Annotated in this window: 19 protein-coding genes; 8 read left to right on the top strand and 11 right to left on the bottom strand. The window is 50.1% G+C overall.

The features are described 5' to 3' along the window. Positions 1-125: 125 nt before the first annotated feature. From IT527_RS03095 to IT527_RS03085, 3 genes are all read left to right on the top strand, one after another. The gene (locus IT527_RS03095) at positions 126-2,069 is read left to right on the top strand and encodes an ATP-binding cassette domain-containing protein (RefSeq protein WP_292966442.1); all 1,944 of its coding nucleotides are present in this window, start codon (positions 126-128) and stop codon (positions 2,067-2,069) included. A 143-nt stretch (positions 2,070-2,212) separates the two neighbouring features. After that, positions 2,213-2,497, top strand: a complete 285-nt coding sequence (locus tag IT527_RS03090; RefSeq protein ID WP_292966472.1) for a cytochrome c — start codon at positions 2,213-2,215, stop codon at positions 2,495-2,497. A gap of 32 nt (positions 2,498-2,529) precedes the next feature. Beyond that, positions 2,530-2,856: a cytochrome c gene (locus tag IT527_RS03085; RefSeq protein ID WP_292966439.1), complete on the top strand. Its 327-nt coding sequence runs from the start codon at positions 2,530-2,532 to the stop codon at positions 2,854-2,856. Between the two features lie 75 nt (positions 2,857-2,931). Here the strand turns inward: IT527_RS03085 and IT527_RS03080 are convergent, their stop codons facing one another. From IT527_RS03080 to cobN, 4 genes are all read right to left on the bottom strand, one after another. Beyond that, positions 2,932-3,366, bottom strand: coding sequence for a DUF1841 family protein (locus IT527_RS03080; protein WP_292966436.1), 435 nt, complete (start codon positions 3,364-3,366; stop codon positions 2,932-2,934). A gap of 229 nt (positions 3,367-3,595) precedes the next feature. After that, the gene (locus tag IT527_RS03075; protein ID WP_292966433.1) at positions 3,596-3,928 is read right to left on the bottom strand and encodes a DUF2149 domain-containing protein; all 333 of its coding nucleotides are present in this window, start codon (positions 3,926-3,928) and stop codon (positions 3,596-3,598) included. Further along, a complete protein-coding gene (locus IT527_RS03070; protein ID WP_292966431.1) occupies positions 3,921-4,427 on the bottom strand; it encodes a MotA/TolQ/ExbB proton channel family protein in 507 nt (168 codons plus the stop codon). The genes IT527_RS03075 and IT527_RS03070 overlap by 8 nt, the downstream gene beginning before the upstream one ends. A gap of 14 nt (positions 4,428-4,441) precedes the next feature. After that, positions 4,442-8,641, bottom strand: coding sequence for a cobaltochelatase subunit CobN (cobN, locus tag IT527_RS03065; protein WP_292966428.1), 4,200 nt, complete (start codon positions 8,639-8,641; stop codon positions 4,442-4,444). Positions 8,642-9,387: 746 nt separating this feature from the next. Between cobN and IT527_RS03060 the strand changes: the two genes are divergently transcribed. Genes IT527_RS03060 through IT527_RS03045 form a run of 4 tightly spaced genes read left to right on the top strand, consistent with a single transcriptional unit; the run spans position 9,388 to position 12,537 of the window. Beyond that, positions 9,388-10,458, top strand: coding sequence for a multicopper oxidase domain-containing protein (locus IT527_RS03060; RefSeq protein ID WP_292966426.1), 1,071 nt, complete (start codon positions 9,388-9,390; stop codon positions 10,456-10,458). Positions 10,459-10,484: 26 nt separating this feature from the next. After that, on the top strand, positions 10,485-11,186 hold the full coding sequence (locus IT527_RS03055) for a c-type cytochrome (RefSeq protein ID WP_292966424.1): 702 nt from the start codon (positions 10,485-10,487) through the stop codon (positions 11,184-11,186). Beyond that, positions 11,183-11,575: a cytochrome c gene (locus tag IT527_RS03050; protein ID WP_292966422.1), complete on the top strand. Its 393-nt coding sequence runs from the start codon at positions 11,183-11,185 to the stop codon at positions 11,573-11,575. The genes IT527_RS03055 and IT527_RS03050 overlap by 4 nt, the downstream gene beginning before the upstream one ends. Positions 11,576-11,598: 23 nt before the next feature. Beyond that, the gene (locus tag IT527_RS03045; RefSeq protein WP_292966420.1) at positions 11,599-12,537 is read left to right on the top strand and encodes a multicopper oxidase domain-containing protein; all 939 of its coding nucleotides are present in this window, start codon (positions 11,599-11,601) and stop codon (positions 12,535-12,537) included. Between the two features lie 260 nt (positions 12,538-12,797). On the opposite strand, the gene cphA (IT527_RS03040) is transcribed toward IT527_RS03045, so the two are convergent. From cphA (IT527_RS03040) to IT527_RS03010, 7 genes are all read right to left on the bottom strand, one after another. Further along, positions 12,798-15,368, bottom strand: a complete 2,571-nt coding sequence (cphA, locus tag IT527_RS03040; protein WP_292966418.1) for a cyanophycin synthetase — start codon at positions 15,366-15,368, stop codon at positions 12,798-12,800. A 37-nt stretch (positions 15,369-15,405) separates the two neighbouring features. Continuing rightward, positions 15,406-17,697, bottom strand: coding sequence for a cyanophycin synthetase (cphA, locus tag IT527_RS03035; RefSeq protein WP_292966416.1), 2,292 nt, complete (start codon positions 17,695-17,697; stop codon positions 15,406-15,408). An 89-nt stretch (positions 17,698-17,786) separates the two neighbouring features. Then, a complete protein-coding gene (locus IT527_RS03030) occupies positions 17,787-18,263 on the bottom strand; it encodes a DUF1854 domain-containing protein (RefSeq protein WP_292966414.1) in 477 nt (158 codons plus the stop codon). Beyond that, positions 18,260-20,590 carry an ABC transporter ATP-binding protein gene (locus tag IT527_RS03025; protein WP_292966412.1) on the bottom strand — a complete coding sequence of 777 codons (2,331 nt, stop codon included), beginning with the start codon at positions 20,588-20,590 and terminating at the stop codon, positions 18,260-18,262. Before IT527_RS03025 ends, IT527_RS03030 begins: the two co-directional genes overlap by 4 nt. 129 nt (positions 20,591-20,719) lie before the next feature. Then, positions 20,720-21,475, bottom strand: coding sequence for a DUF3619 family protein (locus IT527_RS03020; protein ID WP_292966410.1), 756 nt, complete (start codon positions 21,473-21,475; stop codon positions 20,720-20,722). After that, on the bottom strand, positions 21,472-22,041 hold the full coding sequence (locus IT527_RS03015; protein WP_292966469.1) for an RNA polymerase sigma factor: 570 nt from the start codon (positions 22,039-22,041) through the stop codon (positions 21,472-21,474). The genes IT527_RS03020 and IT527_RS03015 overlap by 4 nt, the downstream gene beginning before the upstream one ends. 300 nt (positions 22,042-22,341) lie before the next feature. Continuing rightward, positions 22,342-22,686, bottom strand: a complete 345-nt coding sequence (locus IT527_RS03010; RefSeq protein WP_292966408.1) for a BolA/IbaG family iron-sulfur metabolism protein — start codon at positions 22,684-22,686, stop codon at positions 22,342-22,344. A 253-nt stretch (positions 22,687-22,939) separates the two neighbouring features. Here IT527_RS03010 and IT527_RS03005 point away from each other — a divergent pair, with 253 nt between their 5' ends. Beyond that, entirely contained in the window at positions 22,940-23,716 is a 777-nt protein-coding gene (locus IT527_RS03005) for a PEP-CTERM sorting domain-containing protein (RefSeq protein ID WP_292966406.1), read from the top strand. The last annotated feature ends 190 nt before the right edge of the window (positions 23,717-23,906 follow it).

Genomic DNA, 23,906 nt, shown 5'->3' with positions numbered 1-23,906 from the left:
CGTCCAGCCATTTATATGGCTTGCTGTTGTTTTATCAGAACGGCTGACTTCTATTGCCCGATTGGGGCAGTAGTATAATGAACCGATAGTTTGCTGGTTAATCCGCTTCAGTACGAATAATTCTTATGTCGCTTCTTACACTTGAAAATGCCTGTCTGGCTTTTGGACACCATGCTTTACTGAATCATGCCGCACTTCAGCTCGATCCAGGTGAGCGAATCGGGCTGATCGGACGTAATGGTACGGGGAAATCCAGTTTACTGCGCGCCCTGGCTGGTGAAATCAGACTGGATGACGGGCAGTTGCGGGTGGCGCCCGGTGTAAACGTTGCTTATATTCCACAGGAACCGGTACTGGATGAAAAGGGGTCCGTATTTGCTGAAGTGGCATGTGGCCTGGGGGCGCTGTCACAAATCCTGTTGGATTATCACGAGGTTTCTCATGCATTGGGGGAGGCTGGCGCTGATATTGAAGTGTTGCTCAATCGTATGCAACATTTGCAGGGGATACTGGAAGCGCAAAATGGCTGGAGCATTCACCATAAGGTGCAAACGGCGATCAATCGGCTGGAATTATCAGAAGATGCAATTATAGGGTCATTGTCGGGTGGAGGGAGAAAGCGGGTGGCACTGGCGCGAGCACTGGTTACATCACCCGATGTACTGCTGCTGGATGAGCCGACCAATCACCTGGATTTTTCTTCCATCGAGTGGCTGGAGGAAACCTTGCAAAATTTTCCAGGCAGCGTGATTCTTATTACGCATGACCGCCGTTTTCTGGATAATGTGGCGACACGTATTGTGGAGCTGGATCGTGGCGAACTGAAAAGTTTTTCCGGTAATTTCTCGGCTTACCAGAAAAAGAAGGCTGAGCAGCTGGAGATCGAAGCGGTTCATAACCGAAAATTCGACAAGATACTGGATCAGGAGGAAGTCTGGATACGTAAAGGGATTGAAGCCAGGCGGACTCGTAATGAAGGCAGGGTAAGAAGGCTGGAAGCGCTGCGATTGGAGCGCGCTGCCCGGCGAAACCGGATTGGCGATGTTAATTTTCGGGTGGATGCAGGGGAGCATTCCGGGCAGATGGTGGCAGAGCTGGAGCATGTCAGCAAAAGCTACGGCAGTAAAACGGTTATTCAGGATTTTTCCTGCCGCATCATGCGGGGTGATCGGGTTGGTTTGCTGGGTCCCAATGGTGCCGGTAAATCTACTTTGCTGAAGCTGATACTGGAAGAAATACAGCCGGATTCCGGAACTGTTCGATTGGGCACCAAATTGTCAGTTGCCTATTTTGATCAGCTGCGGGAGCAGCTGGATGAAAATCTGACTTTGGCTGATTCAATCAGCCAGGGGTCAGATTTTATTGAGGTGAATGGTGTACGCCGGCACGTCATCAGCTATCTGGAAGATTTTCTGTTTCCGCCGCAGCGTGCCCGTTCACCTGTAAAATCTCTTTCCGGAGGGGAACGTAACCGGCTATTGCTGGCCCGTTTGTTTACCCGGCCGGCTAATTTACTGATTCTGGATGAGCCGACCAATGATCTTGATATCGAAACACTCGAACTGCTGGAAACCTTGTTGCAGGATTACACGGGTACGCTGTTCCTGGTCAGCCATGACCGTACCTTTATTGATAATGTGGTTACACAGGCAATAGCATTTGAGGGAGAAGGGCAGCTGCGTGAATATGCAGGTGGCTATCAGGAATGGCTGCAATCGAGACCAGATACAAAAACTGCCCGGAAGGAAAACAGCAGTATTCCTGTTTCAGCAATTAAACTGGGACAAACCAGAAAAGATAAATCATCTGGTTCTGCCGGCCTGAGCTATCAGGAAACAAATGAGCTGGCAGCATTGCCGGGAAAAATTGATACACTTGAAAAAGAACAGATAGCGATTACCCGGAAGTTAAGTGATCCTGCAATTTATAAGGATAACCACAATTTAGTCATGGAATTGCAGACACGTACTGCGGCACTGGAAAATGAGCTTTCATTACACTACGCCCGCTGGGAGACGCTGGAGAATAAGAAAGATGTATCCGAATCAGTGCATAAAACAAGCCGATAAAAATAAATTCCCTATACACAACAGGGACATAGCTGTAGCCTTCGTTGACTAAACAACACTCATCGTTTAAAGTTCGTTTTTTCTAAGAGGAGGATGCAAAAGTGAAAAAGGTAGCTGCCATTAAACTACTTATCGCTTCTAGCATGATTCTGTCGTTTTCCGGCATGGCAAGTGCAGCCGAAAACACCGATTCGGTTAAGAGCAAAATTGTTATGTGCCAAGGTTGTCATGGTATTGAGGGATATCGTACTGCCTATCCCTATGTTTACCATGTACCGAAACTGGGTGGGCAGCATTCCGCTTATCTGGTCAAGGCACTGAAAGATTACAGATCGGGAGAGCGTAACCACCCAACGATGGTTGGTATTGCCGGAACACTCTCAGATGAGGATATTGATGCCCTGGCCGCGTATTACGCCGGTAATTAATCATTCTTCTTAACCCAAGGGATATAAACAAAATGAAAAACTGTTTGGTGGCCGCAATAAGCGGAGCAATGTTTCTTCTATCGGGACAGGTGATTGCTGCTGATATTGAAGCTGGCAAAAAGAAAGCCGAAGAAGTCTGCTCATCCTGCCATGGTGTGGATGGTAACAGCCCAACACCAATGTTTCCGAAAATTGGTGGTCAGCCAAGGACTTACATTGTGAAAGCGCTGAAGGATTATAAAGCAGGGGTACGTAAAGATCCGGTTATGGCCGGAATGACTGCTGCGCTGAGTGCCGAAGATATCGACAATCTGGCATTTTATTTTTCCAGCCAGTCAGTATTGAAAGTTAAAAGATAAAAAACATTCGTGTACTTTGTACACGGAGGTAAAAAGCGGAGTGTGTCCGGAACCGGGGTACACTCCGCTTTTTTATTAGTTTCTGATACGCTCATCCATGCAGTCAAGATAAATTGTGGCGTCGGGTGAGGTCTGGTTGCGCTGTGAGAGCCAGAGCATTTCTGCGAGACATTCCATCACCTGATGCATGGCTTCATGTTCATCTCCGTGTAATTTTGTTCTTAATTGCCTGAAACGCTGAAGAATACCAGCAGGCTGATCAATAGCGAGCTGTTCACGTATGGCGACATGCATGCTCATGTGCAGAAAGGGGTTGGTTTCACCCAGTTCAGGTGGAAAATCCTTGTCAAGGTAACGTTCCACATCCTGCAGCATGGAATGATATTCCGGATGCTGCAAAATGACTTCCAGCGCAATGGTTTCCATACCGGATAGCAATTCTTTCCGGTGATATTTTTGCCATGTATCAAAAAACAGCTGGCGCACCTGATCTCTGGATGGATTGAACATTACCTGAAAACTTTGCAAATATATGATGTTATGGGATAAAAAGAGAAAGTTCTACTGCCATCATACTACACCGGAAGACAGCATATCTCTTGGTATCCTGGTAAAGCAGGGATTGTACAATTCTCGTGCGTCAGGAATATTCCGGCGCTGATTTTCCTCCCCTTTCCACTTGACCGATAAATTCTTTGCAGGTAGCCGGCAGTTGTGCTGCTGTGTACCAGACTGATTTTTACTGTCCCCGTTCCGGTACATAGATCATTGAGCCATCCTTGAGGCGGAAGGCTGTTCCAGCTTTAGCGCCTTCTCCCTCGCCGATTTGCCCGGTAGATTTGTAATGCTTTAATTCTTCCCCTTTTTTAATGACCATTTCCATGGATGGCTTGCCGGGATCCTTAATGATTACCGCATCCTGTAGTGTAAAGGGATTGAGCGGGTTTTCCATGACTGTGATCAGCAGTACCGCAATGATGACAAGAAAAACATCAATGATGTTGACGACACTCAGGACAGGATCATCACCGTCCTCATCTTCCAGGATGGAAAGGGGTCTGCGCTCAGCCATGAGCAACTCCACTGAGATGGGCGGGCATCTGGCTGCCAAGGATGTTTTCCAGTTCTTCAAGCAGCCAGCGCCGGCGTACAGTCAGTACGAAGTACGATAAAGATGCCGTCAGCAAAGCGATGATAACTGCAGAAAAGGCGACGATCAGGCTTTGTGCCATGCCTTGCGAATTTCCTTCTGAAACAGCAATCAGTGCGGGGCCCATCGGAATCATGGTCGCCACCAGTCCCAGCATTGGCGTAACCCGGCTGGTGATGCGCAAGGGCTCGATCAGGCGGAGCAAGTGCAGCTCCAGTATTTCCTGGGTGGCTGCCGGGCAGGTTTGCATAAAAATGGCCAGTGGCTGTCTTTGTCTGTTTCCGGCATGGCGCAGTATGGTATCCACCAGCAACGTACCGGTGGCAAACAGGGCGTAAACAAACATCAGGCCAAGCAGAATCAGGACGGGAGTAAGAAACAGCCGGGAAATTTCGTAAAACAGGGATTCAAGTGCGTTCATGGAGTCAATGCCGGTTAGTTGAAAATTTTGCTGGTAAAAGAAATATTTCTGCCGGAGGAGGGCCGATTTTCCCGGTTGGTGCGCCATGACTGGTAAATCATGCCCGCAACGACGATGCTGAAAAGCAGCCAGATGTAGTTCCACGGGATATCTTCGACTATCGGCTGGTCGGATACTTCAGCCATCTGCTGTCCGCGCACGACCTCAGCGGGTTGAGGTTCGGGCTGTGCGGCAGGCCGGGCCTCTGCCGGATTATCAGTGTGATTGTTCATACTGCCTGGTGCACTCAAACCATAACCGGCAGCCAGTTCGGTAACGTACGCCCTGAATGTGGCGTTATCAGTCTGGACATCATGACGCCTGGCGATATCGGTATAAACCTCGACCAGCTCACGTTTGGTCTGTTCGCTCGCCTGCCAGTAATCCTTGCGGATCGCTTCCAGCATTCGCTCGGCAATCTGGGCAAGGGCAACGGGATTGGATTTCTCGAACCAGTCACGCATACCAAGGTTGTAGCGATCAGCGACATAGCTCTGATGGAATCCTTCCCACTGGTCATCCCGGACAATGTTGCGATCCATAACCTGCCATCCCCAGAAGTTATTGATGGTATCCAGCATTTTCAGTGTTCCCGAGTAACCTTCCTTCTGCATTTCCTTGATCCAGTTCGGGTGCTGGTAGACTGCATGCAGCTCTTTGGCCATGAAACCTTCGGCCGCTTCCAGCCTGGCGCGTGCCGGATCACGCATGTTGGAAATATAGAGTTGCGGGCTTGTCCCGTCCAGATGCCGTACCGCCATCGATATTCCTCCCAGATATTCGAACGGGTGGTCGGTATCGAGCAGCCCGCGCAAATTTGAAGAACGGGAAAATACAGCGGCGCTGGTACCGCGCAAATGTTCCGCGTAAGTGTTGATTTCATTTCCCTGGTTATCGGTGAGCTTTTGGCTCCAGTGTGCCGTGTTGGGTCCGTAGGCCCAGGACATGCGTGACAGATAGAGATCTTCAAGCTTGCCGTCCTTTTCATCCCATCTGTCCGAGGCCAGTGTCGCTTTGGTCAGACGGGTGCTGTAATCACCGCTTTCATTACCGAAGATGCGTGTCAATGCAAATTCTCCGGCGGCTTCGGGTGCCACCCCCCTGTTCTCCAGTTGTGACCGAATACGCAGGGTGTTGGCGCGTATATAGTTATCACTGTCCGGCTCATCGAGCTCAGCCAGCAGGGTGATTGCCTGATTGAAGCGTTCCATCACGTTTGGAAACTGGTCACGATACAGCCCGGTCAGTGAAATTACTGTATCGATACGTGGCCGTCCCAGCTCACTCAGTGGAATGACTTCCACACCGGTCACACGGCCGCCTTCATCCCATTGAGGACGTGCGCCCATGGCGTAGAGTATCTGCGCTTCCAGCATACCGAGATGGCGCATGGTTTCTGTGCTCCACATCGAGAATGCAAGTTTCTCCGGGAATTTGCCGTGCGTAAGTTTATAACTGGCGATCAGCTGTTCGACTGCTTGTCTGCCGGCTTCATAAGCGGCGCGTGTCGGCACTCTTGCGGGATCGAATCCGTACATGTTGCGGCCGGTTGGCAGTGCATCCGGGTTGCGGATCGGATCGCCACCATAGGATGGATCAATCCAGCGGGAAGATAAACCTTTTATGACTGAATCAATTTCCTGAGCCGCATGCAGATTCTTGCGGAACATACGGCCACGTTCAACGATTGCCTGTAATTGGGGATTGCTTATCGTATCCGGCGGCTGATCAGAGAAGATAGACGATTCAACAAAGCGATAAGGCTCGGATTGCTGAATCTTGCGGTAATCATCGCGCAGCAGGGTACGGGCATTCTTGATACCCAGCTGATCATAGAGAGGTTGTCCAAGCATCTGCATGACATTGCTGATCCGGTGTGCCTGCTCCGCATCACGGCCGAAGGTGTGCAGACCCAGTGGCTGCAGGGTGGCACCGAGATCTTCGAGATAGTCTTCAATATCACGCAGGAAATGGTCAAAATCACGTTCCAGATCGGTAACTTTCCATTTCATATCCTGGTGGATATTCATTTTGACCGCCTGCTCAATAATCAGCTTGCGGTTGTTGTCGCGGACCAGTCCCTGATCCAGTGATTGATATTCCCGGATCAGATCATTGATTCGCATAAAATCATCCGAGAGGCCGGCCGGGGAAAAGGCGGGTGTCTGGTGACTGACGATGACACCGCGCCCCCGGCGTTTAACGTGGATCGCCTCACCGATATTGTCCACAATGTAAGGGTAGATCACCGGTGTATTGCCTACCAGCAGGTTCGGGTAGTCGTACGCCCACAGGCCCCGCTCCTTGCCCGGAGTCCATTCTTGTGTGCCATGGGTGCCAAAATGCACGATGGCATCGGCAGCAAATTGCTCGCGTATCCACAAGTAACTGGCCAGGTAGGCATGGCCGGGAGGCTGTCTGGTATCGTGAAACAGCTTTTTTTCCTCTTCGGTATTTGCCATTTCACCGCGCGAGGGTTGCGGCATAACGATCAGATTACCCAGTTTCATACGCGGGATTACGAATCCGGTGATGTCATCCTTACTCGCGAGCCAGGCACTTTGCTCGGGATTTCCCCAGCGTGCTTCAATATCGCTGCGCACCGGTTCCGGTAATGTTTCATACCACTCGCGATAACGGGCAAGGGGCAGGAAATCCCAGTGAGGGGTACGCATCAGCTCGGGAATGCTGCCTGAACGATATGACGGGCGCAGCATCTGCCCGACAGTCTCAATTATTTGTTCTTCAGTTGTTCCTTCAAATGCATAGCCTTCCGAACGCAGACGCTCGATCAGGTATTCGAGTGACCGGGGAACGTTCATATTGGAGGCGCCCTGATTTTTTTCACCGGGAGGATGATTCCAGAACAGCAGGGCAACATGTTTATCAGCGTTGGCCTTGAGGCTGAGGCGTGCCAGATTGATAGCCTTGCCAACCAGCAGATCCATCTGCTCCCGCATGGGAACAAACTCCCCTCCCTCGTTGGTGGTGAGTACAACGGGATCCTGCAATCCGATGTATTCGGCAGCGGTTAAAGTGAAGGGAATAAAGAAACTGCTGATCCCGGCGCTATCTTTCAGATAATCAGCACGTGTACCCGTGCGATAGGAAAGTATATTGATGGCCGGGATACCGAGTGCCTGGTGCCAGGCTTTGCGACCTTCAGGATTATTGCCGAGAAAGGTGCTGACAAGGATGACCTGCGGCAGGATTTTGCCCTGATAGGTGATAAGCGGTTCATTAACTTCAACATTCCGGTTCCGGGCAGGATTCGGAAATCCCGGGTCATCTGCAGGTTGAATGGTATCACCGGTTTTTTCGGGTGATTGACCTGATCGGGAATCGCCCGACTGCCTGCTGCCTTGCCACCCGTCACCAGCATTGCGACTGCCGAAAGCCGCTGCGGCATTATCAGCCTTGTTTGCTGCCGGTATTTGTACAGTTGACCCGCGTGAAATACGGGTACTGCGATAAAACACGAGTGGCAGGGCGCCCGCCTGTTCAAGCGCTGACACCATCTCATCCAGCATGCGTATCTGTCCATCCGCGATATAGCTGGAAGCTATTTCCATGGCGATCACGGGCCTTTCCAGCGCGGGGCCGGCCTTCTGTTTTTCCCACCAGTCCAGATACGCGGGCAGTGTCGAAAAAATACGGTCAGTATGGCCGGGGTGATAAATGCCACCATCAGGAAGATCTGCCGGTGGCTGGATTGTGCTCACATCTCCTTTTTCCAGCCAGATGTACAGATAGTGAAACAGTCTTTCATAGTTCACCCGCCGGCCGGCCACATAATAGGCATAAAGCCGTTCGGCAATCTCCGGGGGCAGGTGTTGCGGCCTGATTTGCCCGCCCATGGTCTGGAAAGTGATGATGGGGATGGCAAGTTCACGCAACTGATTGCCGGCAATACGCTCGATGACGGCCTGATCATCAGTGCGTGGTGCATCGATAATTACCAGTTGAGCATTTTTCAGTGCCTTGTGCACACCTTCTTCACCATCCCGATCCGCCTGCACCCAGTGCAGATCAATACCGGAACCGGCAGAAGCAGCCTGCATCAGGTTGAACTTGTGTTCCAGAACAAACCGGGTTGATAGCAGGGTTACTTTGTGTGCAAAAGCAGCAGGTGCCAGCAGTATCAGTGCTATCAGGAGAAATAGAGATTTTTTCATGTGGCTGACAGATAAAAAATGTAAATCATTGGGTTGCAACAAGGTCATCCTGTATTTTTTATATGCGCAATACCGGGTCAGCGGGGTTTGCTGTTGTGACCAGACTGATTCCGGGCTGGTACAGCCGGAGTTTCTTTAGTGGATTTGTCAGAAAACATGAGACAGCTGTCCGGCTGAATACGACGGATACAGCATTTCTGGAGGCTGGTTTCATGTGCTGCGTATGAACCAATATGAACCTTTTGAGACAGGGTAAATACAGGGTCTGAAACGAGAAAAATACAAGCGGTTTTTCATGCCAAACAAGGAAGGTTCTGTTAAATCTCTTTTTTATTATTGTGTTTAACAAATTGTTTGGTCAATGTGACAAATTGTCACATTGGTGTTTGCAGCAGTATCGTCAGATAAAGAGGGATGGGGATGGAACCAGTTTTCTGTAACAGGCCGACTGGTTCTGGCATGGAAGAGCTGTAATTTATTCCATTAGCAAGCGGTGTTTCTGATAAAAACACCACTCGCTGATCAGGGTTATCAGGCGCGGTGAAAGCGTTGATCAGGTTTCAGATTTGACTGGTTGACAATCCGGATCATGGGTGTAGAATCCGCCGAAAGATGTATTAGTAATATATCTTTAAGAGGGGGTAGTTTTAAGAGTTTATGGTTGGTAAAGAAGCCGGGTACACCCGTATTTGGCGATCTTTCATACAAAAAAAGATGTATCCAATATATACCAAAAGGATTGTTTTATGAAAAAATCAATTTCGCTGTATTCACGTTACAACCTGGCTCATTTTATATCTCACCTTGTACTGGTGCTGGCTGCGCTGATGCTGCTCCCGGCAACCAGTCAGGCGGAGAAGCGTGAATTTGACTTATCCATTGAAGATACGCGCATCGTTCTGGTCGGCAAAAGAGATTTTCATACCTTTGCGTTTAATGGCCAGGTTCCTGCTCCGCTCATCCATGTCAAGGAAGGGGATGACGTTACGGTAAATGTAACCAACATGACGACACTGCCACACACGATTCACTGGCACGGCATGCTGCAGCGCGGTACCTGGCAGAGTGATGGTGTGCCCCACGCCACTCAGCATGCGATAGAACCGGGTGATACGTTCACCTACAAGTTCAAAGCCGAGCCTTCGGGCACGATGTGGTATCACTGCCATGTCAATGTTAATGAGCATGTCACCATGCGCGGTATGTGGGGCCCTTTTATTGTGGATCCGAAAGATCCGCTCCCGATCGAGAAAACAGTCACCAAGGAATACATCCTGATGCTTTCCGACTGGGTGTCATCCTGGGCGAACAAGCCGGGTGAAGGCGGTATTCCGGGGGATACCTTCGATTACTACACGATCAACGCCAAATCCTTTCCTGAAACCCAGCCGATACGAGTGAAAAAAGGCGATGTCATCCGGTTGAGACTGATAGGTGCAGGTGACCATGTTCACGCCATCCATACCCATGGCCATATCTCACAAATCGCGTTCAAAGATGGTTTCCCTCTGGAAAAACCCATCAAGGGCGATACCGTCCTCGTAGGGCCGGGTGAGCGTTACGACGTCATCATCAATATGGATAACCCCGGTTTATGGATGATTCACGATCATGTTGATACCCATACCACCAATGGAGACAAACCGGATGGGGGAATCATGACAACTATCGAATATGAAGAAGTGGGTATTAATCATCCCTTCTATGTATGGAAAGACAAGAAATTTGTACCGGATTTTTATTACGAGGAATCCCTGAAAAAAGATCTTGGAATGCATAACTCCAAAGTCTTCAAAGGGGAACCCATTGAGGAATAACGAGTAACCATAATTAAAGGAGGAAAATGATGAAACCTTACTTGTTAGCTGCAATCAGTGTAAGTTTTTTTACAGCACCGCTTGCAGTCCATGCAGGAGAAGCGCCAGCCGTACTGCTTCAACTGGAATGCGCTTCCTGCCATGCGCTGACCAAACCGGAAAATACATCCCTTGACAGACTGTGGGAACGCAAAGGGCCGGATCTCTATTACGCCGGGAGTAAATTCAACAAGGACTGGCTGGTGAAATGGCTGCAGGATCCAACGAAGATTCGCCCGGCGGGTGAGTTCTATCGTAAACATGTCAAACCCGGTGCCAAAGAAGATGTGGTGGATGAACCGTCACTTACCATTCATCCCAAACTGACTACAAAGGATGCTGAGGCTGCAGCAGATGCCCTGATGACACTGACTGGTCCGGAAGGGCTGATTGAGAAAGGGGCTTTCAAGAACCAGAAAGTTGTCCCGTCAATGGGAACCATGTATTTCAACAAGCTGCGCGGCTGCTCTGCCTGCCATATGACGGCACCAGGCAAGGGCGGGCTGTCCGGGCCGGAAATGGCAACCGCAGGCGCGCGTCTTCAACCTGATTTCATTTACAGCTATATCAAGGATCCGCAGAAAATCGATAAAGGTATCTGGATGCCAAAACTCGATATTTCAGATGCAGATCTGCAAAAACTGACCAGCTATATCGTACAACTGAGCGCCAAGGAGGATAAAAAATGAATAGCCGGAATTCAATTTCTTTTTCATGGCTGACCGGTATCGGGTTGGCTTCGTTACTTGTCTTCATGGAGCCAGCCACAGCGGCTGATGATCAGTTCAAACATGCAGAGCGCCTGTATGACACTTACTGTACCCAGTGCCACGGTGTCAACCGTAATGGCAACGGACTCAACAGTGCTTTCATGTCAGTTCAGCCGCGTGATCACAGCGATGCCAAAGGTATGGGTGATATTCCCAACAGTGAGATTATTGATGTCATTAAAAAAGGCGGGCTGGCTGCCAACAAATCTGTGCTGATGCCTGCCTGGGGGGGTGTTTTCAGTGATGAAGAAGTCAGTCAGCTGGCGGCTTATTTGCGTCATGTCTGCAAATGTGGTTCGGATCAATAAAAAAGAGAGAGGAGTGTAAGAGGATGAAGTACAAGCAATTACTGAATATAGGTGCGAATGCACTGGCAACCGGTTTTTTCCTGATGGGCTTTCAGGCTGAAGCCAAAACGGTACAAGTAACGTTACATGCAGTTGAAACTGATGTGGCATACGATAACAAGGGGAGTACCTATCGCGCCTGGACATTCGAAGGCAAAGTTCCCGGGCCGGTCGTACGCATCACTGAGGGCGATACAGTGGAATTTACGCTTATCAATGACAAGAGTAACAAAAATTCTCATTCGATGGATTTCCATGCTGCCAGGCTGGATGTAATGGAGGATTTTGATTCGATCAAACCGGGTGAGACAAAAAAATATACCTTCACAGCAGATAACCCCGGCGTGTTCTTTTATCACTGTGGTTCTGATCCGATGATTCAGCATATCGCACGCGGTATGTATGGCGTGATCATCGTAGACCCGAAAGATGCAACCGCACTACCTAAGGCAGATCGTGAGTATGTCCTGATTCAGGCTGAACATTATCCCAATCCGGATGACAAGACAGCGATGATGGAAAATAAATGGAGCAATGTCATGTTCAACGGTGGTATTTTCAAATATGACCCGGTACATGATTCAGAAGCTACCAAATGGTTGCAGGCAAAACCAGGTGAGCGGGTACGTATCTATTTCGTCAATGCAGGCCCTAACGAATACTCATCACTTCATCCTATTGCCGGGATATGGGATCGGGCATACGCCAGCGGTAATCCCAAGAATGTCCAGTACGCCATGCAATCCTATTTTGTCGGGGCGGGGGATGCTGTAACACTGGATCTGATTTCTCCAGTCGAAGGTGCCAATGCAATCGTTGATCACGCAATGCGCCATGCACTCACCGGAGCGGTGGCTGTCATCATGTTTACCAACGATGCCGATCCGGAAGCTGGTCGTGGAGATAATATTCTGCTTCGTTAAATGAAATAACACTGTGGGGCAGATTTCAAACGCCCCATGGAAATTTCCCCCGTAGGCTATCGTCACAAAAAACCCGCGTGGTGAAAATTATCACCATTGCGGGATCATTGAATATCAAACCAGTACGCTGCAAACAACAACCATAAAACAGGTGTAATGAACAGATGCGCTGAGCAAGTGTAACGTCACGCACCTGCCAGGCACTGACACCCGGTTCCAAGCCTGACGACAGCGCTTTGGACAGGTTCGGGAATTTACTGTCAGGCGACAGCAATACGGGAATGGATATATCCGAGGGCCTGTTCCACCTGGTCAATCAGAATCAGGCAGAGTTCACCCGCCTCCAGGTTGGTTAATGCCGTATCAATTGCTTTGAACTCTCCACGAATTTCACTGACTTTACGTACACGTTTGGCGTTTTCGAGTCCCTCGCGCAACAGATTAAGCACCTCACCATCAGCCCGGCCGCGCTGGCACTGGTCCTGAAACAGGACAACCTCATCGAATACATCACCCAGGATCTGAGTTTGCAGACGGATATCTTCGTTGCGACGGTCCCCTGCTGCACTGATCACCACGGTACGCTTTTTTGCAGGAATATGATCAATGGCACACACCAGAGCTTCCATCGCATCCGGATTATGGCCGTAATCTGCGATTAACGTTGCTTCACGGTAGTTGAACAGGTTAAAGCGCCCCGGAACAGTCTGTGCATCGCTGACAAAGTCAGCCAGTCCGGTACAAATAGTTTCCCAGTCAAGCCCGACCGCTAATCCGGCACCGATAGAGGCCATGGCATTCTCGATCTGGAAGCTGATCATGCCATTCTTCGTCAGCCGAATTTCGCTGAGAGGAATTTTTCGTTCAATCCCGGCTTCAGCAACAACGATATGATGATCTTCCAGGTAGATTACCCGTTTTCCCTGAACACGCTGTTCCAGAATGGCCGGGTGGCGGTTGTTACGGGAGAAGAAGGTAACAGTACCCGGGCAATGATTTGCCATACCAAGCACCAGTGGATCATCCGCGTTTAGTACAGCAAAACCGGTTTCCGGGTTGACGTTTTCCACGATGGTTCGTTTGACGGATGCCAATTCTTCGGCTGTATTGATATTGGCAATGCCAAGGTGATCTCCCCGGCCTATATTGGTGACAACTGCCACATCACAGTAATCAAATCCCAAACCTTCGCGCAGAATACCGCCGCGTGCTGTTTCCAGTACGGCAGCGTCCACATCGGGATGGAATAAAATGTTTCTGGCACTCTTGGGGCCGCTGCAATCCCCTGTATCCACGCACTGATTGTTGACGAAGACACCATCTGTACAGGCGATGCCCGTTCGCAACCCGTTATTTTCCAGCATGTTGGCAATCAGGCGTGCTGTAGTGGTTTTTCCATTGGTACCGGTGATTGTTATGACCGGAATGCGTGCATTTTCATTCTGCGCAAACAGATGATCGATAATGGCTTCACCTACTGCACGCGGTTTACCGTATGAAGGCTGCAGATGCATACGGAGGCCGGGGGCAGCATTGACCTCGATAATTGCGCCACCCTGCTCTTCCAGCGGGCGGGACAAATCACTGCAAATGATGTCGATGCCGCAGATATCGATACCTGTCATCCGGGCTGCCATCACAGCACATTCCGCAATATCAGGATGAACTTCATCCGTTACATCCGTTGCTGTACCGCCAGTGGAGAGATTGGCGTTGTTACGCAATGTCACCAGCTTGCCCTTATCCGGAATGGAGCCGGTATTTAACCCCTGCATAGCCAGGTGAGCCACAGAAATTTCATCCAGGCGGATTTTGGTCAGCAGGTTGGCGTGACCCTCGCTGCGCAGTGGATTGCTGTTAACCTGTTCTACCAGCCGGGCAATACTGTTAATGCCGTCACCCACCACTTGTGGCGGATCACGCCTTGCAGCTGCTGCCAGTTTGCTGCCTACGACCAGCAAACGGTAATCATGTCCGCTGATGTAGCGCTCAACCAGTACATTGCCGCTTTTTTCTGATGCAACATAATAGGCCGCCCTGACCTGATCAGGGGTTGTCAGATTGGCGGTCACGCCTCTCCCTTGGTTACCGTCCTGGGGTTTGACTACGACTGGTGTGCCGATTTCACAGGCTGCCGCCCAGGCATCTTCAGCACTGGTCACCGGTCGTCCGGCTGGCACAGGAATACCCGCCGCATGTAAAAGCACCTTGGTGAGATCCTTGTCCTGCACGACAGATTCTGCAACGACACTGGTTCGATCACTCTCGGAAGCCAGAATACGCCGTTGCCGGCTACCCCAGCCAAACTGAACCAGGCTGCCATCGGTTAAACGGCGGTAGGGAATCTTGCGGCGGACGGCTGCCTGTACAATCGAGTTCGTGCTGGGTCCAAGACGGACATCTTCGTACAGTTCATGCAGGCGACTGACTGCTTCATGCGTGTCAAACGGAGTGGCCTCTGTAACGGCCTGACACAACGCAAGCGATTGTTCCAGTGCCAGCCGGCCAACAGCTTCTTCAGTGTATTCCACGATGACACGCCAGCTGTCTGCTTCCGCCATCCTGACTACACGACTGAAACTGACAGGACAACCAGCCTGCCCTTGCAGCTTCAGTGTGATAAAGGCCAGAATATGAGCCAGTGTTGTTTTCTGCCAATCCGTCGACTGAAAGAGAGCAATATCCGGAAAATATTCGCGCAGGCGCATATCAAAGCCGGGAATGCTGTACGGTCGGCTTTCACGTTGTGTAAGTACAAATGTGGCCTCGATAGCAGTAAGTTTGCTCCAGACATTGGGTCCCCGCAGTGCACGAATTTGTATTGCCTTCATGGATATTTCCTTAAATGAACTGATCTTCAGAAAATTGTTAAACAGATGGTTGCTTGGCTTGGTTTTGCAGGAAAGCAATCAAACCGGTACGAATAAGATCTGGTGACATGCCTAATGCCCAGCCTGCACCAATACCAGCCAGCAGGAATGCTGTTTCCACAGGAAAGTTGCCGGTTCTTGCCTGCAGGTCATCCAGCCGGATCAGTAATGTTTCAGCGGGGCCGTCTATTAACAGAATTTCCCAGTTGCGTACGGTCACCACGCGCTTTCCCCGGGTTGGGCCGGTCCCTTCCTGCCGGTGGGCACTGATTACTGCCAGCCCCGGATCACAGCTAAAATAGATAACTTCACCCTGACATAACTCTGTCATCTGAATCTGCATGGGATCTTCAGCATTCAAAATGGCCGCACCGGTTGGCAGCACGATTTCCGGTGAAATATCGGCTTTTTTGCCACCGGTAGGGGAAACAACATCCACCTGTGTCCTCAGTACCTTGAAAACCTGTTCAGTTGTTCCTGTCCCCTGATAACCCAAATACTGTTCAGGTTCGATCCGGGTAACAACGCCCACCTGACAGCTGTCATACGCTAAACCTTCCTCCAGCATCGTATTAAAGCCATTCTCGAAAACAGCAGCCTCAACCGTACGGTTCATCAGAATACGGCGAGCCGATCGATGGTTGGCACAGTTGCCGTGATCAATTTTCCGGTGATCGAGATAAAGTCCGTTCCCGCACGCCAGTCCGGTACGTTTGCCGGACAGGATGAGCAGACTGGCAACAAGGCGGGCAACAACGGTCATGCCACTGCTGCCGGTAATACCGACAACAGGGATACGTCCCTGGTCCTGATTGGGAAACAGCTGGTTGACGATAGCCTCGCCAACCGGGCGTGGCTCACCGATGGCAGGTTTAATATGCATAAGCAGACTGGGGCCGGCATTGACTTCAACAATCGCCCCCTCCTGTTCAGCGAGCGGACGCGAAATATCTTCTACAACCAGATCAATTCCGGCAATATCCAGGCCCACAATACGGGCAGCCAGTGCAGCCAGGTCGGCTGTAACCGGATCGACTTCGTCGGTTATATCAATAGCGTGATTGCCGTTACGCTGGATTTGTACCCTTGTCCCGGCAGGTGGGACAGAATCGCTGGTGTAGCCCTGATGTGCAAGCTCCATCTGGACCGCATCATCCAGTCTGATCAGATTAAGCGGATGATTTTCAGAGGGCCCCCGGCGCGGATCAGAATTGATCTGATCTTCTATCAGCTTTGTAATAGCAGATGCACCATCTCCGGTAACGAATACAGAATCCCCGCGTGCAGCTGCCACAAGCTTTCCGCCCACGATAAGGAGGCGGTGTTCTATTCCGGGAATATAGCGTTCTACCAGTACATCGCTGCCTTCCTGTGCAGCAATTGCAAAGGCAGATTCAATTTCTTCGCGCTTACTCAGCTCGATAAAAACACCCCGGCCATGATTGCCATCATCCGGTTTAACGACAACGGGCAGGCCAATATCTTCAGCTGCTTCCCAGGCATCAGCCGGATCAGTCACGATACGTCCCTCCGGAACGGGGATGCCGCAAGCCCGTAACAGTGATTTGGTCAGTTCTTTGTCACGCGAAATATTTTCGGCAATCGCCGTGGTGCTATCTGTTTCTGCCGTCCAGATATAGCGGCTGTGTGCACCCTGGCCCAGCTGAACAAGATTACCTTTTTCCAGCAGGCGGATTGACGGGATATTGCGGGCAGTGGCAGCATCAACAATGCAGGCAGTGGAGGGACCAAGCCAGTGTGAATCGATCATGTCACGCAGTTGACTGATTGCGTTCTGCACATCATAAGCTGGCTGTGTCTGATCAAACCCCATTGCAGCCAGCACCAGCTCCCGCGCCAGATACAGTGCCTTAAGTGTTATTTCCCTGTTCCACGCACTGACAACCACTTTGTAAACACCTCGATCTGAAGTTTCCCGCGCCCGGCCAAATCCTCCCCGCATCCCGGCCAGATTCTGCAGTTCAAGCGTGACATGCTCAAGAATATGACAGGGCCAGGTCCCTTCCTGGACGCGGCGCAGAAATCCGCCCGGTTCGCCATAACTGCAGCGATGTTCAAACAGGGAAGGCAGCCATGAAGACAGCCGTTCATAAAAACCGGGAATCGTGTCCGATGGATAGTCTTCAAGCTCACCTATATCGACGATTGCTTCTAAAACAGGGGTATATGTCCACATATTGGGACCATCTACATAACGAACCTCAAGGAATTTGAGATCTCTGGTGCTGTGAACAGAAGAATCAGTATGAATTGCGGTTTGGATTGACATGAAAAGTAAGGTGAATGTACTTACCTGAATTAACGCAGGACAGGCCCGATCGGTTTACAGCAAAATATGATAATTACAAGAAACAATGCTCACAGAAAACGATCCAGCAGTTTGTTGCTGTGACGATCCAGCACGGATCGGTCACGAACCAGAAAATGAATGCCATTGCTGTCGGTAATCAGCAGTGTGGAAAGTGACAGGCGACGGATATCTTCTTCGCCCTTGAGAGTGAATTGAGTATTGCCCCGATCAGTTTGTACCTGCCAGATACTGGGTGTGGCAAAACTTGAAACTTTGTCGATACGCTTAATTTCCGGCATGAATTCACGGCTGGCAAATTCTTCTTCAATCAGGTTGCGTTCCATTTCGGGCAATTCAGCCAGGTTATCTATCCAGACCACTTCATGGCCATGATTATCAACCAGTGAAATACCTTCACCGGGAGCCGTGACTGGAAATGCGCGTACAGGTATCACACCTTCATGAATCTGATGGTCTTTTCCTGTGGCAATCAGCTTGCCAAAGGTATTACGGTTCAGTTTGCAGCCAGTCAGATTCGTGTTCATGCGAGATTGCTCCGGATACCCATTATTTTTCCAGCTGCAGCGGGTTGTTCTTCGTCATCACTGCTGCGTGATTGCGCCTGATAGAGCTGGTAGTAATGCCCCCGGCGATCCATCAGCTCCTCATGATTACCAACTTCCACAATTTTGCCGTGATCAAGTACCACCAGCCGGTTTGCCTGCTGCAGGGTTGAAAGACGATGCGCTACAGCTATGGTGGTTCGGCCGGAAACGAGGTTATCCAGTGCCCCCTGGATTTCCTGTTCGGTTTGGGTATCTACTGATGAAGTGGCTTCGTCCAGTATCAGGATGCGAGGATCAATCAGCAATGCCCGGGCTATGGAAATACGCTGTCTTTCTCCACCGGATAGCGCCTGTCCGCGTTCACCTACCAGGGAATCATAGCCATAGGGCAGCCGCAGGATAAATTCATGGGCGTATGCCGCGCGTGCAGCAGCGATGATTTCTCTGCGGGAAGCGTTGGGTCTGCCGTAGGCGATATTTTCAGCAATCGTTCCGAAAAACAGGAAAGGCTCCTGTAATACCAGCCCGATATGTTTGCGGTATTCTGCAATGGGGAGTGAGCGTATATCGACATCATCAATCAGAATAGCGCCATCAGTTACATCATAAAAACGGCAGATCAGGTTGATAAGCGTGCTTTTACCCGAGCCGCTATGCCCAACCAGACCGATCATTTCGCCGGGTTTGATTGCAAAATCAAGATTCTGGATAACCCGGCGTGTCCCGTAGCGGAAACTGACGTTGCTCAATCCGATATGGCCTTTTATCGCCGGTAAATGAATGGGTTTGACCGGCTCGGGCACACTGGAGACATGATCGAGAATATCGAATATCCGTTTGGTGCCGGCTGCCGCCTTTTGTGTGGCTGAAACAATCCGGCTCATTGAATCCAGCCGCAGGTAGAAGCGGCCAATGTAGGCCAGAAAGGCAGTGAGTACACCAACAGTAATGTGGTCCTGTGATACCTGCCAGATACCAAAAATCCATACAACCAGCAGGCCGCATTCCGTCAGGAATGTGACCGTGGGTGTAAACAGCGCCCAGATTTTATTGACCCGGTCGTTGATTTCCACATTGCGCTGGTTAACTATGCGGAAACGCTCGATTTCTCTTTCTTCCTGTGCGAATGCCTTAACAACCCGGATACCGGGCAGAGTATCCGCCAGTACATTGTTGACCTCGGCCCAGACACGCCCGGTTTTTTCAAAACCGACCCGTAACCGATCCCGGACCAGATGAATCAGCCAGGCAATGATGGGCAGGGGAAGCAGGGTGATGAGTGCCAGCCATGGGTTGATCGAAACCAGGATAATGACGGTCAGGGTAATCATGAGTACATCTGTCGCAAAATCGAGCAGATTGAGTGATAGAAACATATTAATCCGATCTGTTTCCGCCCCGATACGTGCCATCAGATCACCTGTGCGCTTACCGCCAAAATAGGCTTGAGAAAGACCGAGCAGATGCTCATAGGTAGTTGTTCGTAAATCAGCACCGATACGCTCAGACACCTTTGCCATTGTGTAGGTGCGTAACCAGCCCAGTATCCAGGCCAGAACTGCTGCTCCCAGCAGGCCGGACAGATAGAATGTCACCAGACCGGTGTCGATTGGATGGCCGTTCTGGTAGGGAATCAGCACGTTATCCATCAGCGGCATGGTCAGATAGGGTGGCACCAGTGCAGCGGCTGTACTGCCCAGCATCAGCATGAAACCGGTAAGCAGCTGCCATTTGTATGGTTTGGCAAAACGCCACAGGCGAAATAATGTCCAGGTGGAAGGGGGAGCTGTATTCGTTTCCTGATTGCCGGTGGCAATACTTTCACTGCTGTCTGCCAGATCAGTTTCGATGGCAATTTTACTGTCACTCTCAATTTCTGTGCCTTCATCCGGATTTGCCGGGGCCTCTCCCGTTTGAGCAGTTTCAGCTGTAATCAGCTGAACAAAATGGGCAATCAGCTGATCGATTGCCTGATGTTTCTCCAGCGTGCAATGCCAGCAGGCAAGTCGTGCGTGGATATCGAATAACTCAATACTGCAAATACCGGCATGATCCTGATACGTCAGTTTCATATCCGGCTGATTGGACCATGCCTGCCAGTTTTCATCCTTTTCGGATCGGGCAAGAATCCTGTGTGTAGTCACGATGAGTAATCCGGGTGAAAAATGCAGCTGGTTGTCAAGATCAATTTCCAGCCAGGCAAGGATTTGCTCCTGCCCGTTGAGCAGGGTACTGATCCGTGTTTGCCAGTGGGATGGAAAATCAGAGGGGATGATATGAGGCAGATCGCTGGTAATGGATGACATTAATTACAAAAAATAACGTGAAGTAGCGTGGAAACGGCCGATGCAAACAATCGCTGCAAGCGGCCGTTGCAGGGGAGGGTTACATTATTTGACGGATAGCCGGATCAGGCCACCATCTGTCAAAAGTGATTATCGGGGTGTGTCACTGGTGTCGCCGGCATGATCAGTACTGTCTGTATTGCTCTGGTTTGTACCTGTTGTATCCGGTGTGTCCGGGGTATTTTCCTCATCGTAGAAATCCACCGTATCATCTGCACCTGGTGCGTAATCATCGGTACTGCCGGTTTCTTCCTGATTCAGTGAATCCTGGTTTTCTGCAGAATCATAGGTACCAGCATTACTGGTATCGCCGGCATTATCCACACTGTCAGCCTCGCCGGAATCATCGGAATCACCCGTATCACCGGTTTCCGTGCCAACCCCGGACACTGCTTCATTAGCATGACCGCCTTCATCATCAGAATCCCGGGGAGCTGCTTCCCCGGCTGTTACCTCATTCGCCACCTCATCGGAAGGCGTGTACATATCAGCCGTATCATTGGTTTTCGGGGCGCCGGAAGGTGCGTCCTGTGTGAGGATGGCGGGAGCAGTCGTGGTTTTGTCTTCGATACGATGCTGTTTCTGCCAGTAACTGTGTGTCGCCAGAAAAAACAACAGACTTGCTGTCAGCAACAGTCTGCCGGCATGAGATGAAATCCAGTGCAGCCCGCTCTGAACCAGAGTATCGGTACCGGTGTGCAATACCTCTCCAGCCGGCTGATACTGTTCCAGCGCGGCTCTGCGCGCTGCCTGCAGGCGATACAAGGTGCCGGGGGTGATATCACCCAGGCTTTTGTCCAGCAATCCTTTGACGGTTTTCCCCGTTCTCTCTTCCTCAGTCATCATTTGATTCCTTTACTCTCCAACAGAGCAGCAAGTGTATGAGCTGCCCGGGAACAATGCGTTTTTACGCTGCCTTCTGAACAGTCCATGACCCTGGCTGTTTCAGACACATCCATCTCTTCCCAGTAACGCAGCAGAAAGGCTTCCCGTTGACGTGGCGGTAAATTTTCTATTGCCTGGCTGATCAGCTCGATGATCTGTGATTGTTCTGCTGCAGTGCCGGGGTTGTTTTTACAGCCAAAATCCGGGGCTACCGGCAATGACTCGGGTATATCCGTACCGGTTTCTCTGTCATCCGAATCGGGTATGAATGATGAAAATAATGTTACCCAGAGCGAGCGTGATTTCTGTCGGCGATAAAAATCACGAATCGTATTCTGCAAGATGCGCTGAAACAGAGGGGGAATTTCGGAGAGAGGCTTGTCTGAGTATTTTTCAACCAGCTTCATCATCGAATCCTGGACGATATCAAGTGCCGCATGCTCATCCTGCACAGCAAATAATGCCTGCTTATACGCACGCAGCTCAACTTCACTGAGAAATTCTGAGAGTTCCTGCCGAGTAGCCAGAATAGCCGCCTTAAGATGGACGAAACACTGAAAATAAGGGCGATATTATAGCTTTTCCTGTTATGAGACTGTCTTATTCACTCGATCAGATTCACCATAAAGGCTTGAGGCTGTATACCGAATCACACCCGGTCACCGGGTTAGTACGCTGGTCTGACCGCGATATTTCATTTATGGCTTGCAGCAAGGTGGAAACCGTCTGTTTATTTCTGCCGTAAAACCAGCCCGCCGTAAAATCGGGATGCGAAAAAAATCAATAATTTTTGCATAGTGAATGCCCCAGAATTTTCCTGAAAAAAGTCAGCATACTTTTTTTGCACCGGCACGTATCTCGCCGGGGGAGCCACCCAGGCAGGGCGGGGAGGTATGTGCCGTTTCATTACGTTCCCGCCATTCCGCGGGGGTGAGCGTATGCAGCGCCAGCGCGTGAATGGAGCGGACGATTTCATCTGTCAGTGTGGTATTAACCAGCCGGTGACGCGCCACCAGGGGTTTGCCACTAAACACATCCGAGACAATTGTCACTTTGAAATGGGATTCCGATCCTGCCGGCACATTGTGACGGTAGCTCTCGTTGATCACTTCCAGAAACTGCGGTTGCAATGATTGCAGCCTGCTTTCAATCTTGTTTTTCATGTCCGGCATGGTAACGCAACCTCCTGTATCAAGCCTGTAATTCAAGTTGTGTGTTCTGGCTGTGATTTGTACCCGAAGACCAGGCTCAATGCACCTAAAACCTGTTGGGTTTTTTTACACTCCCTTAAGCAAGATTATAAACCTGTTTTTTATCTGTCTGTTTATTAATGATATTTAATCTCTGGCATGTTTAATGCTCAATAGAAGGTGAAGATGCCTGGAATGACCGGGTATCACATAAGAACCAATAAGGAGAAATACGGTGAAGTTATTTTTAGAGCATAAACAATTTGGCTGGGGTATCCGGAAAACGGCTGTTTTAACTGCTGCAATTGCTTCCCTTGGTTTCGCTTCAGCAAGCTGGGCTGTTAATATCGAATTGAATTATCAGGGTTTTGTTAATGGATCCAAATCGGGAAACATAACAACACCGCTTAACGGTGGAGTGGGTGCCGGTGAGTTTAAGTTTAATGTGCTATCTGGAGGAGGGGGTGAGTGGAATAATTCTTTGCAAGCTTTTTGTATTGATATAAACCACTGGCTGGTAACTGGCCGGAACGTGACTTATGACATTGCTCCAGCAAATCTGACCGGTTTACAGCTCTCCCAGGTTAGCTGGCTGTTTGATAATCACTTTAATGATTTGGGTACAAATAAAAATGATGCGGCTTTCCAGCTAACTCTATGGGAAATTTTCTTTGAAGGGGATAATTTACGGAATCTGTCAGACGGGACATTTAAAGCCACAACAGATTTTGATGGTGCCCGGGCTTTAGCGGATACCTGGCTGACTGGTTCAAATGGAAAACCTGGTATAGCTTCAATACCCAACAATTATGTGAGTGATACGTGGGAATTTTACAAGTTGACCCCGGTGAGTCCGATGAATAATCAGGCGTTGTTAACCTGGCGTGAAAAACCTCGTGATCCCCGTGAGGTCAGTGAGCCCGGCACATTGCTGTTGTTATCCCTGGGGCTGGGTGCTGTATTTTTCTGCACCCGTCGTTACAGTAATACACACTTTTCCTCTTTTGCCTGACAGATAACGAGTAAAGAAATCCACAGGGATATTTCAGGTTGCTTTACCCTGAAGTATCCCGGGTTTTTGTCACGGCGTTGTCTTTATCCTTGATTTTGTTGCAGCCCTCTGCGTTTTGTTACTTTTGTTATCGTATCGTAACTGTGAGCATAATAAAGCAGGGGGTAACGGAACGACAGGCAGTACCCCG

The sequence above is a fragment of the Nitrosomonas sp. genome (genome assembly GCF_020852615.1).
Lineage (GTDB): Bacteria > Pseudomonadota > Gammaproteobacteria > Burkholderiales > Nitrosomonadaceae > Nitrosomonas.
This window is presented reverse-complemented; position numbering and strand designations above follow the sequence as displayed.

Bases quoted from the DNA above. Each gene is read 5' to 3' on its own strand.
- IT527_RS03085 (WP_292966439.1), top strand. From the start codon at position 2,530: ATGAAAAACTGTTTGGTGGCCGCAATAAGCGGAGCAATGTTTCTTCTA.
- IT527_RS03060 (WP_292966426.1), top strand. From the start codon at position 9,388: ATGAAAAAATCAATTTCGCTGTATTCACGTTACAACCTGGCTCATTTT.
- cphA (WP_292966418.1), bottom strand. From the start codon at position 15,368: ATGAAGGCAATACAAATTCGTGCACTGCGGGGACCCAATGTCTGGAGC.
- IT527_RS03050 (WP_292966422.1), top strand. From the start codon at position 11,183: ATGAATAGCCGGAATTCAATTTCTTTTTCATGGCTGACCGGTATCGGG.
- IT527_RS03010 (WP_292966408.1), bottom strand. From the start codon at position 22,686: ATGCCGGACATGAAAAACAAGATTGAAAGCAGGCTGCAATCATTGCAA.
- IT527_RS03020 (WP_292966410.1), bottom strand. From the start codon at position 21,475: ATGATGACTGAGGAAGAGAGAACGGGGAAAACCGTCAAAGGATTGCTG.
- IT527_RS03090 (WP_292966472.1), top strand. From the start codon at position 2,213: ATGATTCTGTCGTTTTCCGGCATGGCAAGTGCAGCCGAAAACACCGAT.
- IT527_RS03055 (WP_292966424.1), top strand. From the start codon at position 10,485: ATGATGAAACCTTACTTGTTAGCTGCAATCAGTGTAAGTTTTTTTACA.
- IT527_RS03095 (WP_292966442.1), top strand. From the start codon at position 126: ATGTCGCTTCTTACACTTGAAAATGCCTGTCTGGCTTTTGGACACCAT.
- IT527_RS03030 (WP_292966414.1), bottom strand. From the start codon at position 18,263: ATGAACACGAATCTGACTGGCTGCAAACTGAACCGTAATACCTTTGGC.
- IT527_RS03075 (WP_292966433.1), bottom strand. From the start codon at position 3,928: ATGGCTGAGCGCAGACCCCTTTCCATCCTGGAAGATGAGGACGGTGAT.
- cobN (WP_292966428.1), bottom strand. From the start codon at position 8,641: ATGAAAAAATCTCTATTTCTCCTGATAGCACTGATACTGCTGGCACCT.
- IT527_RS03070 (WP_292966431.1), bottom strand. From the start codon at position 4,427: ATGAACGCACTTGAATCCCTGTTTTACGAAATTTCCCGGCTGTTTCTT.
- IT527_RS03025 (WP_292966412.1), bottom strand. From the start codon at position 20,590: ATGTCATCCATTACCAGCGATCTGCCTCATATCATCCCCTCTGATTTT.
- IT527_RS03080 (WP_292966436.1), bottom strand. From the start codon at position 3,366: ATGTTCAATCCATCCAGAGATCAGGTGCGCCAGCTGTTTTTTGATACA.
- IT527_RS03045 (WP_292966420.1), top strand. From the start codon at position 11,599: ATGAAGTACAAGCAATTACTGAATATAGGTGCGAATGCACTGGCAACC.
- cphA (WP_292966416.1), bottom strand. From the start codon at position 17,697: ATGTCAATCCAAACCGCAATTCATACTGATTCTTCTGTTCACAGCACC.